This is a genomic window from Paraburkholderia aspalathi (assembly GCF_900116445.1).
Lineage (GTDB): Bacteria > Pseudomonadota > Gammaproteobacteria > Burkholderiales > Burkholderiaceae > Paraburkholderia > Paraburkholderia aspalathi.
The window spans coordinates 358,617-377,538 of record NZ_FPBH01000005.1 but is presented as its reverse complement, the minus strand read 5'-3'; the positions used below and the strand labels follow the sequence as shown (position 1 = coordinate 377,538).

Annotated in this window: 15 protein-coding genes and 1 pseudogene; 8 read left to right on the top strand and 8 right to left on the bottom strand. The window is 62.6% G+C overall.

The features are described 5' to 3' along the window. Positions 1–219: 219 nt before the first annotated feature. The 5 genes from BM438_RS11475 to BM438_RS11455 all read left to right on the top strand — a co-directional run bounded on the left by BM438_RS11475 (position 220) and on the right by BM438_RS11455 (position 5,476). The gene (locus BM438_RS11475) at positions 220–471 is read left to right on the top strand and encodes a hypothetical protein (RefSeq protein WP_035560791.1); all 252 of its coding nucleotides are present in this window, start codon (positions 220–222) and stop codon (positions 469–471) included. 337 nt (positions 472–808) lie between these two features. Beyond that, on the top strand, positions 809–1,804 hold the full coding sequence (locus tag BM438_RS11470) for a DedA family protein/thiosulfate sulfurtransferase GlpE (protein WP_093634383.1): 996 nt from the start codon (positions 809–811) through the stop codon (positions 1,802–1,804). Between the two features lie 93 nt (positions 1,805–1,897). Then, positions 1,898–3,610 (top strand): FAD-dependent oxidoreductase, encoded by a 1,713-nt coding sequence (locus BM438_RS11465; RefSeq protein ID WP_093634382.1) that lies wholly within the window; start codon positions 1,898–1,900, stop codon positions 3,608–3,610. Positions 3,611–3,794: 184 nt separating this feature from the next. Continuing rightward, positions 3,795–4,073, top strand: coding sequence for a hypothetical protein (locus BM438_RS11460; protein WP_093634381.1), 279 nt, complete (start codon positions 3,795–3,797; stop codon positions 4,071–4,073). A gap of 179 nt (positions 4,074–4,252) precedes the next feature. Continuing rightward, positions 4,253–5,476: a winged helix-turn-helix domain-containing protein gene (locus tag BM438_RS11455; protein ID WP_093634451.1), complete on the top strand. Its 1,224-nt coding sequence runs from the start codon at positions 4,253–4,255 to the stop codon at positions 5,474–5,476. Positions 5,477–5,498: 22 nt separating this feature from the next. On the opposite strand, the gene BM438_RS11450 is transcribed toward BM438_RS11455, so the two are convergent. The 4 genes from BM438_RS11450 to BM438_RS11435 all read right to left on the bottom strand — a co-directional run bounded on the left by BM438_RS11450 (position 5,499) and on the right by BM438_RS11435 (position 9,660). Next, positions 5,499–6,098 carry a LysE family translocator gene (locus tag BM438_RS11450; protein ID WP_093634380.1) on the bottom strand — a complete coding sequence of 200 codons (600 nt, stop codon included), beginning with the start codon at positions 6,096–6,098 and terminating at the stop codon, positions 5,499–5,501. Between the two features lie 119 nt (positions 6,099–6,217). After that, entirely contained in the window at positions 6,218–6,475 is a 258-nt protein-coding gene (locus BM438_RS11445) for a hypothetical protein (RefSeq protein WP_093634450.1), read from the bottom strand. 120 nt (positions 6,476–6,595) lie between these two features. Then, a complete protein-coding gene (locus BM438_RS11440; protein WP_093634379.1) occupies positions 6,596–8,779 on the bottom strand; it encodes an NHL repeat-containing protein in 2,184 nt (727 codons plus the stop codon). Between the two features lie 215 nt (positions 8,780–8,994). Continuing rightward, a complete protein-coding gene (locus BM438_RS11435) occupies positions 8,995–9,660 on the bottom strand; it encodes a helix-turn-helix transcriptional regulator (protein ID WP_093634449.1) in 666 nt (221 codons plus the stop codon). Between the two features lie 86 nt (positions 9,661–9,746). Here BM438_RS11435 and BM438_RS11430 point away from each other — a divergent pair, with 86 nt between their 5' ends. Together BM438_RS11430 and BM438_RS11425 are read left to right on the top strand one after the other, a co-directional pair. Next, positions 9,747–11,174 carry an MFS transporter gene (locus BM438_RS11430; protein ID WP_093634378.1) on the top strand — a complete coding sequence of 476 codons (1,428 nt, stop codon included), beginning with the start codon at positions 9,747–9,749 and terminating at the stop codon, positions 11,172–11,174. Next, the gene (locus tag BM438_RS11425) at positions 11,171–12,163 is read left to right on the top strand and encodes a LysR family transcriptional regulator (protein WP_093634377.1); all 993 of its coding nucleotides are present in this window, start codon (positions 11,171–11,173) and stop codon (positions 12,161–12,163) included. Before BM438_RS11430 ends, BM438_RS11425 begins: the two co-directional genes overlap by 4 nt. Positions 12,164–12,206: 43 nt before the next feature. Here BM438_RS11425 and BM438_RS11420 read toward each other — a convergent pair whose 3' ends face one another. Continuing rightward, complete coding sequence (locus BM438_RS11420) at positions 12,207–13,076, bottom strand: LysR family transcriptional regulator (protein WP_208620651.1); 870 nt, start codon at positions 13,074–13,076, stop codon at positions 12,207–12,209. Between the two features lie 127 nt (positions 13,077–13,203). Here BM438_RS11420 and BM438_RS11415 point away from each other — a divergent pair. Beyond that, positions 13,204–14,627 (top strand): annotated as a pseudogene (locus BM438_RS11415) (MFS transporter). A 519-nt stretch (positions 14,628–15,146) separates the two neighbouring features. On the opposite strand, the gene scpB reads toward BM438_RS11415, so the two are convergent. The 3 genes from scpB to BM438_RS11400 all read right to left on the bottom strand — a co-directional run bounded on the left by scpB (position 15,147) and on the right by BM438_RS11400 (position 18,868). After that, positions 15,147–15,947 (bottom strand): methylmalonyl-CoA decarboxylase, encoded by an 801-nt coding sequence (gene scpB / locus BM438_RS11410; protein ID WP_093634375.1) that lies wholly within the window; start codon positions 15,945–15,947, stop codon positions 15,147–15,149. A 218-nt stretch (positions 15,948–16,165) separates the two neighbouring features. Then, the gene (locus BM438_RS11405) at positions 16,166–17,425 is read right to left on the bottom strand and encodes a CaiB/BaiF CoA transferase family protein (RefSeq protein WP_093634374.1); all 1,260 of its coding nucleotides are present in this window, start codon (positions 17,423–17,425) and stop codon (positions 16,166–16,168) included. Positions 17,426–17,539: 114 nt separating this feature from the next. Beyond that, entirely contained in the window at positions 17,540–18,868 is a 1,329-nt protein-coding gene (locus tag BM438_RS11400; RefSeq protein WP_093634373.1) for an MFS transporter, read from the bottom strand. Positions 18,869–18,922: the final 54 nt, after the last annotated feature.

Sequence of the window (18,922 nt, the reverse complement as noted above, 5' to 3'; positions counted from 1 at the left end):
GTCGACGCGGAGAGTCGCGTTAAACTGGTTGTCACAGTCGGGCGTCAAGGCTCGCATTGCCCAGCGGGCCTCGCCAGCCATTGGCCAATGCGGCAGAGCGGCGTACCGGCAAGCAGATAGGTGGCGGGCGGGTTCCCCAAGTGTGAGCGCCGTGCGAAAGACGGCGCGCCCACCTGCCCGTACAATGGTTCGATCAACAACGGAACAAGGACAACCTCGATGCGCACTACCGGGTCCTCCGGGTCAATGGCCCTGCTCACCGAATACGACGACGCAACGGCGCGCGAACTCCGCTCGCTGCGCCTCGAATCGACAGAAGACGGCAAAGGCATTCTTCTGGTCGAGGTCGATGAGCGCAAGCCAGGCATTCACCGCGAAGTGCGCTACGAAATCACGCCTGCCGAACTGATTGCTGCCATTCGCGCGCATGGCGCGGAATTGCCGGGCGAACAGCACAATCATCGTCAATAAAGCTGTCACGCATGCTATTGCGCTTACGCGCGAATGCCGTGCGCCGTTTCTGCACCGCCGCCTTTGGTTTGCGTACAGCAATAATGGCCTACGGGCATCCGTAGGCCATTATTCGTCACTTGCTTGCCGCGAAAGCATCAATCCGTTCGCTTTGTTCCATTCGCGCTTCTATTCCGCGCCTTTAACCCGCTGGCAAGCCACACTCGCGCATTTAACGCGCTAATAACCTGACGCATTTCCGGACATTTGCACGTCTTGAAAATGCGTCCATAATCCTTACATACCCCGTTGCTTTCCCTACCTGCGCCGTGCCCGAAAGGGCTGCGGAAGTAAGCCGATGCTACATGATCTCGTCGAGCAATATGGACCGGCGCTCGTCTTCGTCAACGTGCTGGCCGCCTCACTCGGGCTGCCGGTGCCGGCGATGCCGTCGCTCGTGCTGTTCGGGGCGATGGCGGCCATGCATCCCGGGTCGGTGGGCACGCAGCTGATGCCGGTCCTCGTGTTGTCGATCTTCGCCACCCTGATCGGCGACAGCGCCTGGTATCTCGCCGGCCGTATGTATGGCGGCAATACGCTGAAAACGATCTGCCGTCTTTCGTTGTCGCGCGACACCTGTGTAAAAAAGACCGAACGCTTTTTCGGCCGCTGGGGCGTGCGTGTGCTGGCAGTGGCGAAGTTCGTGCCGGGCCTGTCGATCGTGTCGATTCCAATGGCCGGCGCGATGGGCACGCGCTACCGCACGTTTCTCACCTACGACAGCATCGGCGCCGCCTTGTGGTCGGGTACCGGTTTGATCATCGGCGCGCTGTTCGCCCGGCAGATCGATATGCTGTTCGCCATGGCCGGACGCCTGGGGCGCACGGCCGCGCTGGTGGCCGTCGCGTTGCTGCTGCTGTATGCGGCTTATCGCTGGATTCGCCGGCGTCAGCTGATTTCCAAGCTCGCAACTCAGCGGATGGAAGTCGAGGAGCTGGCGGCGCTGGTCGCGTCCGGCAAAACGCCGGTACTGTTCGATATTCGCTCGCAGGAAAAGCGTGCGCTCGACCCGTTCGTGATTCCAGGTTCGCAATTCGCCGACGAGCGGCAGCTCGAGGAGATCGTCGCAACATACCCGCACGATCAGAAGGTGGTGATTTACTGTTCGTGCCCGAATGAAATATCCGCGGCATGGATGGCCAAACAGATGAACGAAGCCGGCTTCGCCGACGTGCTGCCGTTACGCGGTGGTATGGAAGCCTGGCGCGACTCGGGCAAAGCGGTGGACGCGCTGCCCGGCATGCCGCCGCCCGACGTGGCGGTCGGCGACGAAATCGCGCCAAAGGCCGTGTAGCGCAGCAGCGCATTCATATCGGCGCCCTTGTGCGCCCGCGCCGCTTCGCCCCCCGTGTCGATCATTCAGGATGAACACAGAAGGAGCGGTTCAATGCTGTCGACTCAAGAAGTTGAAGGGCAACAGGCCGTCGTCGCCGACGCGCCGTTTTCGTCGCTTGCGACGCGCATGCATCAGATGTTCCCCGAACTCACGTGCGCAGAAATCGATCGTCTGCGCCGGTTCGGCGAAGTGGGCCACTGGGAAGCCGGTGAGCTGCTGTTCGAGACCGGCTACACCGGTCCCGGCATGTTCGTGCTGCTGGAAGGGCGCGTGAAGGTTTATCAGCGCGATGGCATTGGGCGCGAGGTTTTGATTGCGGAACATGGCGCCAAGCATTTTCTCGCGGAAGTCGGTCAGCTGTCCGGGCGGCCCGCGCTGGTGAACGGCATGGCCGTCACCCCGGTCGACGCTTTGCTGATTCCGCCGGACAAGCTGCGCGCGTTGATCGTCGCCGAGGCCGAACTGGGCGAGCGCATCATGCGGGCGTTGATCCTGCGGCGCGTGTCGTTGATCGAAAAGGGCGCGGGCGGCCCGATCCTGATCGGCAACAGCAGCGACGCACGGCTCGTCATGCTGCAAGGCTTCCTGTCGCGCAACGGCCACCCTCACTCAGTCATCGACGAGCGCGACGAAGACGCGCTGCGTCTGATCGAGCAATTCGCCGCGCAGAAAGAAGACATGCCGCTGGTGATCTGCCCGGACGGCACAGTGCTGCGTCATCCGAGCATGCCTGAACTCGCCACCTGCCTCGGCTTGCTGCCCGATCTCGATGATTCGCATGTGTACGATGTCGCGATCGTCGGCGCCGGGCCGGCCGGCCTCGCCACGGCCGTGTACGCGGCGTCCGAAGGCCTCTCGGTTATCGTGCTCGACAGCCGTGCGCCAGGCGGCCAGGCAGGCGCCAGTTCGCGGATCGAAAACTATCTCGGCTTTCCGACCGGTATCTCCGGCCAGGCGCTGGCGGGCCGCGCGTTCGTGCAGGCGCAGAAATTCGGCGCGCACGTGGCGATTCCGGTCCACGTTAAGGCGCTGCATTGCGCGGAGTCGCCGTACCGGCTGGAACTCAAGTGCGGCGGCAAGATCACGGCCCGCACCATCGTGATCGCGAGCGGCGCGGTCTATCGGCGCCCTGCGCTCGAAGGGCTCGACCGTTTCGATGGCCGCGGCGTGTATTACTGGGCGTCGCCAGTCGAGGCCAAGCTGTGCAAACGCCAGGAGATCGTGCTGGTGGGCGGCGGCAATTCGGCGGGCCAGGCAATCGTCTATCTGGCGACCCACGCGGCCAAGGTCCATGTGCTGATCCGCCGGGGCGGCTTTGAAGCCACCATGTCGCGCTATCTGATCGACCGCATCCGTTCGTTGCCGAATGTGTTCGTGCATCCGCATTCGGAGGTCGGCCGGCTCGAGGCGGACGACATCGGGTTGTCATCGGTCGTGCTGAAGAAGCCGCTACCGGACGGCACCGCAAGCCTCGATACGCGCCATCTGTTTCTGTTCACCGGCGCTGATCCGAATACCGACTGGCTGCGCACCTGCGGCGTGGAGCTGGACGACAAGGGCTTCGTGCTGACCGGTGCCGGCGTGGACGGCGCCTCCGTCTGCGATCTCGCTACAACGGTCGAAGGCGTATATGCGATCGGCGATGCGCGCGCCGGATCGACGAAACGCGTCGCGGCGGCGGTTGGAGAAGGTGCGGCGGTGGTCGCGCAGATCCACCAGCTGCTGGCTGTTTCGGCGGGGGAAGCGGTCGCTTTGGGGGCCTGAACGCCCCCGGGGTAATCTGCTGTTACACACGCCTTCAACTGGTTGCACCTGCTTTTCTTTCTGTCTCGTAAGATTGTTGTCAGCCATTCGACAGCGAATGGCTGACTCTTTAGACCGCAATCTTGCATGGGACCGGAGTAAGTGCTCTCAAGCGCGCGAACTCTGGTCGACACAGGAGACAAGCATGATCCAACGTGCGATCGTTTTCGCCGCCATCAGCCTGGCTGCCGCCTGCGCATCGACCTCTGCCTTGGCTCGGGTAGACGTCGGCGTGTTCGTCAACACCCCCGGCCCCATTTATGCCCAGCCGCCCGTAGTTTATGCGCCGCCTCCGGTCGTTTATGCGCCGGTGCAGCCGGCCTATGGCTATGGGTATCGCGGCGATTACTACCGCGGGTATCGCGAGCGGCATGACCATGGCCGCCATCGCGGCTGGGATAAGCACCACAGACGCGACTGGTAATGTCCGTCGGCCACGGTGCGGAGTTGCGGCGCCGTTGTCATTGGGCTTACCGTGCCTCCCACGGCGCCATGCTCTGGTTGCGCACCACGCCGATTCGTCTGCCGTATTCGCGCTAAAGTAGCGGCTGCTGATCCAGGCCGGACCTTGCGTCCGCTCCTAATCCCGTGACCAACGCCCGCGTGAAGACTCTTCCGCTATCTGCCGCCCGCACCCTGCATCTGGCCGCGCAAGGTTTGTTGACACCGCCACGCCGCAAGGCCGTCAAAACCGACGTGCTCGACGCGATTCGCCGCATGGCGCAATTGCAGATCGACACGATCCACGTCGTCGCGCGCAGTCCGTATCTCGTGCTGTTCAGCCGGCTCGGCGCGTACCCGCAGCAATGGCTCGACGAGCATCTCGCCGAAGGCAAGCTGTTCGAATACTGGTCGCACGAAGCCTGTTTCGTCCCGATCGAAGACTATGGCCTGCTGCGCCATCGCATGCTCGACCCGAGCGATATGGGCTGGAAATACGCGGCGGAATGGCACAAGAAGTACCGCAAAGACATCGAGAAGCTGCTCGCGCATATCCGTGCGACAGGTCCCGTGCGCTCAGCGGACTTCGCGCGCGAGGCGGGCAAGGGCAACGGTTGGTGGGACTGGAAGCCGGAGAAGCGCCACCTGGAAGTGCTGTTCGCGATCGGGCAATTGATGGTGGCCGAGCGGCGCAATTTTCACCGCGTCTACGATCTGACCGAGCGCGTGTTGCCGGATTGGGACGACGCGCGCGACCTGCCGCCGCGGGAAACCGTCACCGAGGAAGCGTTGCGACGCACCTGCCGCGCACTCGGCGTCGTGCGCGCCGATTGGGTGGCCGATTACTACCGGCTGCCACGCCGCCCCTATCGCGACGAATTGCATGCGCTCGCCGATCGCGGTGAGCTGATCCCGGTTCAGGTGGAAGGCTGGAAGCAGGACACCTTCGTCCATCACGAATTCGCGCCGATGATCGACGAAGCAGCGAACGGCAAGCTCGCTTCAACCGTCACCACGGTGCTGTCGCCGTTCGATCCGGTGGTGTGGGATCGCAAGCGCGCTGCCGCGCTATTCGACTTCGACTATGCGATCGAATGCTACACACCGGCCGCGAAGCGCAAGTACGGTTATTTTGTGTTGCCGCTTTTGAGCCGGGGGCGCCTGGTCGGCCGCGTGGATGCGAAAGCGCATCGGACCACCGGCGTGTTCGAACTGAAATCGCTGCACATCGAACCCGGCGTGCGGCTTAGTGCGAGGCTAGCGGGCGATCTGCGCCGCGCTCTGCAACGCTGTGCGGACTGGCATGGCACGCCGCAATTGGAAATCGCATCCGCGCCGCCGGAATGGCTCGAGGCGTTGAGCGTAGACAGCAGGATGGAAGCTTAAGCTCGCGGCACAAGAGGCGGAATTAATGCAGCGCCGCCCACGCAAGTGACAAGGAAAACACGCCCAGCACGATCGACGCGCCGCGCTGCATCTTCACCGGATTCAACCACGTGAGTTTGCCGCTGCCGAGCGCCGCGCCGAACGCGATCCATGCAAGCGCGATCGGCACCAGCAGGCAGGCGAACATCAGCATTGCCGTGCCATACGCGGGCAGATGCGCGAACGCGACTGCGGGAAAGATCGTACCGGCGAACAACAAGCCTTTCGGATTGAGCAGCGTCGCCACGAATAGCGTGCGCATGCCGCTCGCCCGCTGCGTCGAATCGGGCAAAGCCACCGCCGCGCGCCACATATCGACGGCGAGATACGCGATGTACGCACCGGCCGCCACGCGTAGCAGCGACGGCAACCACGGCAGCGCGTGCGCGGCTTGCGCGAGAAAATGCCCCCACACTGAAATCGACAGAAGATAGCCGGCGAGTTCAGCGACGATCAGCGGCAAAGAACGGCGCACGCCCTGACGCAAACCAGCAGCCGCAAGCAGCGTATTGGTCGGACCCGGCGTAATCAGCACGACGATAATGCCGATGGCCAGCAACGCGATAGCGGACGTGGAAAGCATAAAAAAGGCGCAATGTTGGAAACAATGCGCCTTTTTATCACAGTGAACCGCGCCGCCGAATTACAACGGCGATTCGTAAGGGCGAACCACGCCGCCCATAGGCGGCGCGCCCTTCGCCTTCAGTGGTCCAGTTTCGCACGCAATTCGCGAGCGGCTTCCAGCAGCCCCTCGTAACCCGAACGCGCGTGCTCCGGCAGATCCGGATCACCGACGAATGCGCCGAGCGTTTCGATCAGGCTATACAGAATGCCCTTTGCGGCACCGGAAGCAATGCTGCCGGACGACACCTGCTGATCCACGTGACTCAGCGCTGCATCGAGGTGTTCAAGGTCGGGCCGGTCGCCCGTGGGCGGCTGAGGCGTTACGTCTTGCGTCATGATGAAACTTCTCTCAGGTTGATGCATCAGTGAACAAAGCCATCCTTTCACGTTGTTATATACCGATCGTGCGCTGACGTCTATTCGTGCTCGGACTCAGTGCGATTCACACGATTCACGTCAAGGCGTCCACCGATACATCAGGATTTTCGCGCGCGCATCGTCTTCCAGCAGGACGACGTATTCGCCATTGGCGCGCTGCACCGCGCTGATGCCGAGATAGACATCCACCCAGCCGCTGGTGTTGCCGACGCTCGCGCCCGGCGTCATATAACCGACCGCCTGGCCCGTGCGCGCGTCGTACACGTCCACCTTCGCGGTGTACAACTCGGCGATAAAGACATAATTGCCCGCCACCGCGACGCCGACCGTTGTCGTCTGTGGACTGGTTTGCGTGTTCCATGGCAAGGAGACGGTGTATTGCTGCGTCGGTGTTCCGGAGCTCCAGTTGTCATAGCGCGCGAGCACCGGACCGGCCTCTTTCCAGTGCGTCGAATCCCACGGGATCGCACTCGTAAAGCCCGATATGTACATCGTGTCGGTCTCGGCGATGTAGGCGATCCGCGCGATCCGTGTGAACGGTTGCGGCATCGCGAACATCTTCGCGCTCGCGTACGTGTAGATCGGATTGCCGGCCGAGTCGAGACCTTGCAGCGGCATCTCGCGGATGCCGCTCGTCGGTGTGGCGAGCCACACGTTGCCGGGCGTGTCGACCCACCAGAAGCCGTTGCCGACCGTGCTGCCCGTCGACGGATTGCTGCTGATCTCGCTGGCGTCGACAGTGCCGTTGCCATTGCTGTCGCGCCATAACCATTCGCCGTAGGTAGGCTGCGCTGCGGGCCACGTGCCTGGCAGCGGATTTTGCGCCAGCAAGCCGGACGGAATCGCCATTTCCGCGTGTGCTGCGTCGAAGCGATAAACGTTCAGATAATGCGCGCCAGGATCGAGCGTATAGAGAAACGGCAGGCCGTTGATTCGCCGCACCATCGGCTCACCGCGCACACCGCGCGGCTCGTGAAAAGCGGGGTCGTCCGGATAATCGAGGCGGTCGAGCGTGAAGCCCGCATACGACCATTCGTGGCCGACCGGTTGGCTGTAATCGAGCGTGAAACGCTTCGAACCCGTGTAGACGGAATTCGGCGTTGCCGGATCGAACGCGGCGCTATCGACGAAAGTCAGCCCGTACAGGCGCCAGTTGAGAGCATGCGTCCTATACCCATAGCTCTCGAGCACCGCACCTTGCCCCACCGATGCCGAGCCGAGCGGCCGCGGCCCTTCACCATTCTGCGCGACATACAGATTGCCCGCCGGATCGAGACCGATACCCGTGATGCCGTTGAAGCGCCAGTTGCCTGGCACGCCCTTGAGCGCGTGGAAGATGCCGTTACGGGTGCCGATCGATGCGCCCGCTTGCGGCTGACCGCTAGCATTTTTGTTGTAGACGAGAATCTGCTGCGACGGTCCGTTGTCGGCGACGAGGATTTGTCCGGAAGGTGTAATCGCAATGTCGGTTGGCACTGCGCCGGCGGGCAACGTCAAGGTGCCTGAGAGCGCAGTGCCGTTGGCGGCGTAGTGAAGAATGCTTAGGTTTCCGGATGAAACACCGCTCATCACCCACAGTGTTGAATCCGTGTCGATTGCGATGCGTCCCGGCGAAGGCACGTTCCAAGATCGCAAACGCTGCATCGAAGCCGCGTCGAACACGAGGATGCGGCTGTTGATGGTATCCGCGACATACAGTTCGGTATCGGTGGCCGCCATGCCGCGAATGCCCGCATCGGTACCAGTCGTCACCGTGTTCAGCAGCAGGAAGCTGTTCTTCGTCGCGTTGGCGCTATTGCCGATGCCACCCGTGAAAGGCGCGCCCGTTGCCAGATTGGCAAGCGTGCGGCGCGTCACACCGAACCATGTCTGGTTCGCCGGTGGATAGTCGGCGCCGACCAATCCATTGCTCTCATTGCCGATCGACATCGCCGCGTACAGGTAGGTATGGTTCGTCGCGACCGCATCGCCGCCGGCGGCGCCCCAGCCATGCGTCGAACCGGCCACGGCGATCTTGTCGCCCGCACGGTATGCGGCGATTTCGCTACCGCTTTCATCCCAGGGGGCGTTGGTATAAACGGTGCCGTCGGCGCCGACGCTGATCGCCTGAATGTCCTGCTGCATCCACTTGCCATCGCCGAAACCAAAGCTATTGCCGATCCACGACGTGGTGTAGGTGAGTTGCGATTGCGCGGATGCACTGAGAGGAAGGAGACTATGGACGACAAGAACTGCCACGCCAAGGCGAGACGAGAATTTCACGACGGGTTTTCCTTGCGAGATGCGAAGCGCGCACGGCCGGCGTGTGCGGCGCGCTATCGCCTGTATGCGGATCGACTAGCTATCGCACATACATGAACGTTGTTGGCGTTTTATCCTCGCATGGAAAAAGCGGAAATTTATTCGCAAAAAATTCGCGGTAAGCAGTTAATCGCCTAAACAATTCGAAGCGCATAAACATGCGCTGTAATGCAGCGCTATTTGCTCTTGAGCTTCACGCGATAGGTACAGCGCCGCGCGCCGGCGAGCACATGCTCCTCGCGTTCAATCGATCCTTCCTCACCGACAATCTCCGCGAACAACTGCAACTCTGTGCGGCAAAAGCCCTGGCAGGTGCGCGCCGCCGCGCAGATCGGGCAGTGGTTCTCGAGCAGCAGCCAGTCGCGTCCGTCTTTCTGCAACTCGGCCATATAGCCTTCGGCGCTGCGAATTTCAGCGAGCCTGGTCAGCCGCGCCTTGAGGCTCTTGATCGGCTTGAGCGCCGCGAGATAGTTCGCGCGCGTTTCGACTGCGCGCTGATCGATCAATTTGTCGAGCCCCTCTTCGCCGAATAGCTGACGGATCGAGCCGAGCAATTGCACGGTCAATTGCGGATGGGTATCCGGAAAGCGCGCGTTGCCCGCTTCCGTCAAACCCCAGCTTTGACTCGGCCGCCCTGGCCCCGCCTGCGACGCCTGGCGCCCCTCGATCAAGCCACCTGTCAGCAGCTTCTGTATCTGCTGCCGCGCGGCCTCAACCGTGATGCCGAGTTCGCCCGCGATCGATGCCGTCGACAAAGACCCCTGCGTCTTCAACAGATTCAGGATGCGATCCACCGGCGCAGCCGCTGACGCGGCCTGCGTAACGGCCGGTGAATTTTCCAAGCTTTCATTTGCATATCTCATCGGAGCGCATTATTATCCAAGCCAATACTTGCATAATAAGCCAGCCTCGCACGGCTGTCCATGACATGAAAAATCTGCAATCGGATGTGCCGGCATGGAGCGATCTGCTTAGCGGCAGTAACGGCTGGCGGGCGTTGGGTCTCGCGGGCGGCGTCGCGCTGCATGCCACCAATGTGTATGTGGCGACGACGATCCTGCCGTCGGTCGTGCATGACATCGGCGGGCTCGAACTGTATGCGTGGAACACCACCTTGTTCGTGGTCGCGTCGATTCTCGGCTCGGTGTTGTCGGTGCGCCTGCTCGCGGTGCTCGGCGCGCGCTCCGCATATTTCAGCGCACTGGCGGTGTTCGCGCTCGGCACCGTCGTGTGCGCGACTGCGCCGTCGATGCTGTGGATGCTCGCCGGCCGCACGCTGCAAGGTTTCGGCGGCGGCATTCTGCTCGCGCTCAGTTACGCGCTGATTCGCGTGGTGTTCGAAGAGCGCCTGTGGCCGCGTGCGATGGGATTGGTGTCGGGCATGTGGGGCGTTGCGACGTTATGCGGGCCGGCGGTCGGCGGCATCTTCGCCCAGCTCGGCGACTGGCGGCTGGCGTTCTGGGTGTTGCTGCCGGTCGTGCTGCTGCTCGCCGTGATCGTGCATCGCGAGGTCGACGACAAACGCGCCCACGGTGAAGCGGCTCAACCGATTCCGTTACTCAAGGTCAGTTTGCTCGGCGCCTCAGTGCTGGTGATTTCGCTCGCCGCATTAACCGACGACATGCGCTTGAACGTACTCGGCGTTATCGCCGGCCTCGGCTTCGTCTGGCTGCTCGCAAGACTCGAACGCAGCGACGCCCACACGCGCTTGTTGCCGAGCGGGTCGTTTTCGATTCGCACGCGGATCGGCCGCATCTACGCCTGCATGAGTCTGCTCGGCATCGGCGTGACCAGTGAGATCTTCGTGCCGTATTTCTTGCAGACGATCCACGGACGTTCGCCGCTCGCCGCCGGTTATCTGACCGCGTTAATGGCGGCCGGCTGGTCGGTCGGTTCGATGCTCAGCGCCGGATGTTCCGCCATCGCTGCTCAGCGCTTGAGTCGCGCGGGCCCGGTGGTGGCTGCACTTGGACTCGCAGCACTCGCATGGCTGATGCCGATAGCAGGTTTGTTCGACGATTTGCCGGGCACGGCCGCATTGTGCGCGGCGCTTGCGAGCGTTGGGCTGGGTGTCGGGATCGGCTGGCCGCATCTGCTCACTCGAGTGTTTACCGCCGCGCGGCCGGGCGAAGAGAATCTGGCTTCCCTCTCGATCACCACCATTCAACTGTTCGCGATGGCGTTCGGCTCGGCGCTCGCGGGACTCGTCGCGAACGGCGCCGGTCTCACGACCCTCGCCCCGCTACCCGGCGCGCAACACACCGCGCTCTGGCTGTTCGCGACGTTCGCGTTCGCGCCCCTGCTCGCAGCCGGGTTGACTCGCCACAACCCGCGTCTTACCGGAGAAGCATCGTGATAGATCGAGTGCAAGCCATGCGAATCTTCGTGCGGATCGTCGATGCCAGCAGCTTTACGCGCGCCGCCGAATCGCTCGAAATTCCGCGCGCCACCGCGACGACCACCGTGCAGGCGCTTGAATCCCTGCTCGGCGTGCAGTTGCTGGTGCGCACGACGCGCAAGGTCACGCTGACCGCGGAAGGCGCCGCGTATTACGAACGCTGCGCGCAGATTCTCGCCGCGATTGAAGAAGTCGAATCGGGCCTGTTCAACCGTCCGGAGAATCTGCGCGGCCGCTTACGCGTCGCGATGCCGGGCATGATCGCCGCGTCGATCGTGGTGCCTGCTCTGGCGTCGTTCCGTGCGCTGCATCCGCATGTCGAGTTGGCGCTCGGCGTGGGTCAGCGCACGCTCGATCTGGTCGGCGAGAGCGTGGATTGCAGCATCGAGCTGGGCGAGTTGCCCGATTCCCGGCTGCTTGCGCGCCGCCTCGGGCTGCTCGAACGCGTCACCTGCGCGAGCCCGGCGTATCTCGCGCGGCACGGCGAGCCGCGTCACCTGGACGATCTCTCAGATCACGTCGCGGTGAACTGGCTGTCGACGCAAACCGGCCGGCGCGTGGACTTCGACTTCAGCGTGGCGGCGCGGACGAGCAAGGTCAAAGTGGACGGCTTCATTCAGGTGAACGACGAACACACGTATCTCGCGTGCGGGCTAGAAGGCCTGGGACTGATTCAGCCTGGACGCGCCGCCGCCGAGCCGCACCTTGCATCCGGACAGTTGGTCGAGATCCTGCCGAAATGCAAGCCGACGCCGGTCGCCGTCTCGGTGACGTATGTGAAAAGCCGGCAGATTTCGCCGCGCGTGCGAGCCTTTGTCGACTGGCTCGCCGATGTATTCGACAACGCGCCAGGAATGGTCAAGGCAGCGCCGCCGCTGGCCGATCCGCCGTTGTGGCCGGTGCTGGATACGCAGCGTCTAAACGACTTCAATACGGCGTCACACTAAACCCTTCGACGTGCGAATACGTCTTGAAGCACATTAACGCGCCTCAACCCGCCTGCGCGAATTCTTCTGCCACTGCCGCAATCAGCACCTGCATCCGCGCGCTCTTGTAGAGATCGGCGTGCGCGACCACCCAGACACCGAAGGGCTCCGCGCGATGCGGCATCACGCGCACCAGCTCCGGTTCGTAGTCGGCGCGAAAACATGCCAGCTCGGCGATACCGAAGCCGGCAAGGACAGCCTCGAACAGCATCGCAGTCGATTGCGTCTGGAACACGAGACGTCCGCGCGAAGTCGGCTCACCGCACAACGCCGCCCGCATCGACGGCGAGGCCGGCTGTTGATACATCACCAGATCGTGCCCATCGAACGCCTCGCCTTCGCGCGGCTCGCCGCGTGCCGCAACGTATTCGCGTGACGCGTAAATACCGGCCTGCAGTTGCGCGAGCTTACGCGCGATCAGGTCGGGTGCGTCGGGCCGCAACGTGCGGATCGCCACGTCGGCTTCGCGCCGCGTCAGATTGGCGATCTGCGCGGACGTCACGCAGATGATCTCGATGCCCGGATGGGCCCGCCGTACCTTGGCGATGGCCGGCACGACGAAGCGTTTGCCGAGCGAATCCGTTGTGGCGACGCGGATCGTGCCGGCCAGCTGATCGTCGAGTCCGGCGATTCGCCGTTCGATCGACAAGGCAGCCTGCTCCATTGTCTCGGCCGCCCCGAGCAGGGCTTCGCCGGCAGGCGTCAGCACGAACAAGGCGGGGGTGCGCAGAAACAGCGTCGTCGAAAGCGTTTCTTCGAGCGCCGCGATCCGTCGGCCGACCGTTGCCTGATCGACATCGAGTTGCGCCGCCGCGCCGCGCAGCGTGCCCGTACGCGCCACGGCGAGAAAAAATCGTGCGTTGTCCCAGTTGATCATTGGCTGCGCTGTCCGTCATGCATATTTGCATCATACACATGCGCAATCACTGCTTTATTGCATTCGCGTATGTGACTAGACTTCGTCGATCGATTCAATTGCAGTTTTAGCCCGAGGATGTGTAATGACCGAATGCACCGCTGAACAACCGCTGCCTACCAAGCTAGCCGACTCGGAGCGGGCCGCCCGGCGTCCGCGCCTGACGCTCGCGCTGGTGGCGAGCGGCATGTTCATGGCCGTGCTCGACACCACCATCGTCAACGTCGCCCTGCCCGCGATGCACGTTAGCCTCGGCGCGTCCGTGGGCGGTCTCGCGTGGATCGTCGATGCCTACACGCTGAGCTTCGCCGCGTTGATCCTCGCGGGCGGCGTCGCGTCCGACCGTTTCGGCGCGAAGGCGGTGTATCTGTGGGGCCTGGCGTTGTTCGTCGCGGCCTCGGCGGCTTGCGGGCTGGCGCCGAGCGTCGGTGCGCTGGTGGTCGCGCGTTTCGTGCAGGGCAGCGGTGCGGCGTTATTTCTGCCGGCGTCGCTCGCCATTGTGCGCAGCACCTTCGACGACCCCGTCGAGCGCGGGCGCGCCATCGCGACGTGGGCAGGGATTGCCTCGGTCGCGGCGGCGATTGGGCCGGTGTTGGGCGGCCTCCTTGTGCAAGGGTTCGGCTGGCGCAGTGCGTTTTTGATCAATGTGCCGACCGGTCTCGTTGCGTTCGCGGGAGCTTGGGTCGTGGTGCGTCACTCGACGCGCAGCGTTGGGCGTCATTTCGATTGGGGTGGGCAGTTGGCGAGCATCGTCGCATTGGGCGCGCTCTGCTATGCGGCGATTGAGTTGCCGTCGCGGGGGATTGCTGCGCGAGAGGTGTGGGGGGCGGCGTTGCTTGCCGTGTTAGCTGCGCTGACGCATGTTGTTGTCGAGCGGCGTGCGCAGCATCCGATGGTGCCGGTTGAGTGGTTTCGCAATCGGATGTTCGTGACGATGAATGCTATGGGGACGCTTGTTTATGTTGGCTACTTTGGATTGTTGTTTGAGTTGAGTCTTTATCTGCATGGTGAGTTTGGGTTTAACGCGCGGGAGATTGGGCTTACGTTGTTGCCGCTGGCGGGGAGTTTGTCGATCGGGAATGTGGTGGTGGGTAGGTTGCATGGGCGGTTTACTGCGACGCAGTTTATGACTACGGGGCTCGTGTTGGCTGCTGTTGCCGTGCCGGCTATGGCTCTGTTAGTCTGGAATGGCGGGCGCCCTGGTTTTTTACTTATGCGGCGATGGTGATGTTTGGAGGTGGGACAGCGTTGTCGGTGCCGCCGATGATTTCTACTGTGTTGGAACAGGTGCCTGGTGAATTGGCTGGCGTGGCCTCTGGATTGCTGAACGCGTTGCGGCAGGCCGGAGGGCTCGTTGGCGTCGCCATTGCCGGTGCGGCGACGATTTTGGCGCCGCATGTTTCGATTGCGTTGTGGTGGGTTGCTGCGATGGGGTTGGTGACTTATGCCGGGGCGGCGGGGTTGGCGGCTTGTGCGCCTGTGGGTGTGGCTGTACGTCTGCGACGTTGAGCTTTTCTTTTGGCTGGGGTTGGTGCTTTTCCTTGATCTGGCTTTGGTGCCTTTCCTTGTTTTGGTAGTGGTCTATTAGCGTTGCCCCTGTGCGGGGCGGCACTTACTTTCTTTGCCGCCGCAAAGAAAGATAAGCAAAGAAAGCGGCTAGAAGCCCCTGCTAAGTGGGTCCCGCAGCTTGCTACCGGTAGTGGTGCATCTGGAATCTGTGTTCGTGCCACTACATGCTCTTGCGACAAGGGCGTCATACTTCCGGCGGCGCTGCGCGCGCCGAAGAGCCGTTCATAAAACCGATCGCTACGTTTTGGCGCATGTGGGTTGTCGCGAAGTGCTTGCGGGTACGCGCTTCGCGCTTTTCTCGCTCCCGGAAAAGCTCACCAATGGTGTTTTTCGTTTATTTCTTCGCTCCCGGAAAGACTCACCTTTAACGCTGGCGGTGCAAGCGCGATCGCTCAGGACATCACCGTTGCTTGAACCACTCCCCTCGAACAACGTCATTCGCTCAGGTGAACGTCGTGTTCATTTGCCCTTGAACACCGGTGGACGTCTTTCTGAAAACGCCGCTAGCCCCTCGCTGAAATCCGCGCTTTCGCATGCTTGCCGACGCAGTTCTGCAATCTGTTCCATCGCTTGCACAGGCATCGGTTGCAAGTCTTCCAGTATCCGAAGTTGTTCCTTCACGGCCTGGATCGCCAAGGGCGCCTTGCTTGCGATTCCGCGCGCCATTTCAAGCGCCGTTGCTTCCAGTTTGTCGCTGTCGACCAGGCGGTTGATGACGCCGAAGCGCTCGGCGCGCGCGGCATCGAGTGGCAACGCGCTGAAGAACATTTCCTTCAATACGTGAATCGGCAAGTTGTTGAAGAAACGAAGCAGGCCGCTTGTCGTATAGGGCAAGCCGATGTTCGCCGGCGTCATCGCGAAGCGCGCGCTTTCGTCGGCGATAACGAGGTCGCAACTCATCGCCAGATCGACGGCGCCGCCCCATGCTGAGCCCGACACCATCGCGATCACTACGCCCGGGTAAGCGCGCACGCGGCGCAACGTCCGCTCCAACGGCTTGCCGTAGGCAATCGGATCGCGATCATCCGCTAGCTCTCCAAGGTCGTGGCCCGCGCTCCAGACATCCTGCCCGATGCCGCTGCCAAGTATCACGACCGGTATGCGCTGTGTCGCGAGATCGACAAGGTGTGCGTCGAGCGCGTGCAGCAACTCCGCGCTGAGGGCATTCCTGCGGGTAGGATGACTGAACGTCAAGCGTGCGATCCGTTCATCTACGATATCGACCGTTACCGTAAACGGCGATGTGTTCGGTGTGTTCATCGTATGGCCTCTGCAGCGTGTTCCAAAGTTTTCGGCCTGCTCATCGCGTAACTCCCGCAGCGTATTTCAAGCTTTTTCGGCATGCTTATTGCGCGACTCTAACAGCCCTGTTCCGAATTTTGCGTCGGATTCACAGCGTGGCTCGCGCCGCGAGTTCGAAGTTTTTAGGCGTGTTCATTGCGTGACTTCCACCGGATGATCTGAGTTTTGCATCAGACTCATTGTGTAGCCCCTGCCATACGTGCCGATACCTTCTCCGGCAAACAATAGCCACCCTGTTGATGCACCGCTTTCGCAGCAATCAACGCCTCAATCGAGACCTCGTCGAAACCCGCCTCGCGCAATACGTCGACAGTATGTTCGCCAAGGCCCGGCGGCGCATGGCGGCTGACGTGATGCGAAGAATCGCCCTGTACCGCTGAACTCGACACCGGCGTCACGACCTGGCGCAATGCGCCGAGGGTCGGATGCTCGACCGTTTCCACCAGCCGGCAATGCTGGACTTGCGGGTCGTCGAACACTTCGTCCAAGGTATTGATCGGGCCGGCAGGCAATCCCACGCCGATGAACAACTCTGTCCACTCCCGTTTGCCGCGCGTCTTCAAACGCGCTTCCAGCGCAGCCTTCAATTCATCGCGATGCGCGACGCGCGCCTCATTCGTCGCGAAGCGCGGGTCGTCCGGCAATGCGGGCAAATCGAGCAATTGGCACAAGCGCAACCACATGTCGGACGTAATCGGCGCAATGTTGAGCGGACCATCGGCGGTTTCGAATACGCCATACGGTGCGATCACCGAATGCGCGTTGCCGGTACGGCGCGGAATGTCGCCAAGGCTCAGGTAGCGCTGGCCATGCACGCTCAAGAGGCCCACCAGACTCGCAAGTAATGATGTGCTCACGTGTTGGCCGCGCCCGGTTCGCTCGCGCTCCAGTAACGCGGACAGTATCGCCATCGCGAGCCACATGCCCGAACTCAGATCGCCGATCGCGGTGCCGGTGCGCGTGGGATCGCCGTCGGCGAAACCGGTCAGGCTCATCATGCCGGAATAACCCTGCGCGATCTGGTCGAAACCGGGCCAGCCGCTCATCGGACCATCGGCGCCAAACGCGTTGATGCTGCCCATCACCAACCGCGGATTGCGCGCGCTGAGCACGTCATAGCCGAGTCCCATGCTCTCGATGGTTCCAGGCTTGAAGTTCTCGATCACCACGTCGGCATCGTCGATCAGCCGGTGGATCGCGGCCAGTCCTTCCGGATTGCGGAAGTCGATGCACACGCCGCGCTTGTTGCGGTTGCAGGAGAGATAGTAGGTACTCACGCCCCGGTCGAACGGCCCCCAGGTTCGGCTCATATCGCCACCCGGGCCTGGTTCGACTTTGATGACGTCCGCGCCGAGATCGGCCAGCACCATCGAGCAGAACGGCCCCGACAGCGCACGGCTCAGTTCAACGACCTTGATTCCTTGTAACGCTTGCATTCATTTCTCCAGCGAATTAACGACGGTTGCGGACAACCAAGTGACGCGCTTGCGCCATACCCGCCGCGTCCAACGAAAGACGGCAGCAACGCGAGCGATGCGTTCAACGCAGCACTATTCCGGCAAGGTCTGATGACGGGTCTCGACAGCGAACGGCAAGATCAGCAGGCCGACCACAAAAGCCGCCGCTGTCCACGCAATCGGCAGCCCGAGCGAACCCTGCCAATGAATCGCGGCAGCCAGCAGGAAGTTCACACCGGCGCCGAGCAGGCGGCCCACCGACGCATTGAAGGCAAACGCGGTAGCGCGTATCCGCGTCGGGTATTGCTCCGGCAGCCACAGCGAGAAGATCGCGAAATTACCGCCGAAGAAGCCGAGGAATAGCAGCGACACCATGAAAAGGTTGAGTCCGTTCGGCAAATAGAAGACCCAGCCGAAAGCCAACACGATCGACACGGCCATGCCGGCGAAATACACCCCGAGCGCCGTGCGCCGCCCCAGCCGTTCCGCCAGCCACGGCGCCGCAAGACAACCGAGGATCGTCCCGACCGACAGCACCGCCGCCCCGATCGACGCAAGGCGTACAGCGCCGACGCGGTCGATGCCGGCGCGCGTCGCCAGTGTCACGACCGCGCTCGCTTCGTAGACTGACCCGGCCCACAAGCCGATGATCGCGACGCCCACAAGGCTCGCACTCGTCAACGTGCGACGTCGATAAGCCGGCGCGAATATCTCCATCAGCGGACGGCGCCTGGTCACCGCCGCGACGTTCGTCTGACCGACGCCATGCGTGGCCTTGCGCCACTGCCCCGGCTCCTTCACCTTGAGCACCGTGAAAATCGCCAGCAACGCGGGTGCGAGACCGCACAGGAACATCGCGCGCCAGCCGTACGTCGCGCCGACCGTGTAGTTCAGCAAAGCGGCAAGGAAGAATCCGACGTAGTAGCCGGTCTGCAGATAGCCCGCGCCCATCTTGCGACGATCCTCCGGCCAGCTTTCGGCGACATAGGTACCTGCCAGCGCCCATTCGCCGCCCACGCCGATGCCGGCAATCAGCCGGAACGCAGCCAGCTCCCAGACGTTGTGCGCGAACGCAGCGGCGCCGGTAAACACCGAGTAGATGAGGATGCTCGCGGCCAGCGTCTTGACCCGCCCGAAGCGGTCGGCGAGCGGCCCCCAGATGAACGACAGCCCCCAGCCGATCAGAAACAGCGCGAACAGGATCGAGCCGTACATGCCGAGATTGCCGGGCGTCGCGGCAATGCCCGAGACGGGCAGCAACTCGGTGAGCGCCGGAATCAGCACCAACGCGTAGATCACGGAATCCACACCATCCAGCACCCATCCCGAGTAAACCGCCCAGAAGCCGCCGATCTGCTCGCGGGTGAGGGGCGTGCGGCCGGGCTTGAGCCCGGGCGTCGATGCATCGATCACTTTCGACATGCTCGTCTCCTGACCAGCAGCAGCCGGCCGTTTTGAAGCGGCGCCAGACAACTC

Bases quoted from the DNA above. Each gene is read 5' to 3' on its own strand.
- BM438_RS11475 (WP_035560791.1), top strand. From the start codon at position 220: ATGCGCACTACCGGGTCCTCCGGGTCAATGGCCCTGCTCACCGAATAC.
- BM438_RS11470 (WP_093634383.1), top strand. From the start codon at position 809: ATGCTACATGATCTCGTCGAGCAATATGGACCGGCGCTCGTCTTCGTC.
- BM438_RS11430 (WP_093634378.1), top strand. From the start codon at position 9,747: ATGAAAAATCTGCAATCGGATGTGCCGGCATGGAGCGATCTGCTTAGC.
- BM438_RS11460 (WP_093634381.1), top strand. From the start codon at position 3,795: ATGATCCAACGTGCGATCGTTTTCGCCGCCATCAGCCTGGCTGCCGCC.
- BM438_RS11450 (WP_093634380.1), bottom strand. From the start codon at position 6,098: ATGCTTTCCACGTCCGCTATCGCGTTGCTGGCCATCGGCATTATCGTC.
- scpB (WP_093634375.1), bottom strand. From the start codon at position 15,947: ATGAACACACCGAACACATCGCCGTTTACGGTAACGGTCGATATCGTA.
- BM438_RS11445 (WP_093634450.1), bottom strand. From the start codon at position 6,475: ATGACGCAAGACGTAACGCCTCAGCCGCCCACGGGCGACCGGCCCGAC.
- BM438_RS11405 (WP_093634374.1), bottom strand. From the start codon at position 17,425: ATGCAAGCGTTACAAGGAATCAAGGTCGTTGAACTGAGCCGTGCGCTG.
- BM438_RS11400 (WP_093634373.1), bottom strand. From the start codon at position 18,868: ATGTCGAAAGTGATCGATGCATCGACGCCCGGGCTCAAGCCCGGCCGC.
- BM438_RS11465 (WP_093634382.1), top strand. From the start codon at position 1,898: ATGCTGTCGACTCAAGAAGTTGAAGGGCAACAGGCCGTCGTCGCCGAC.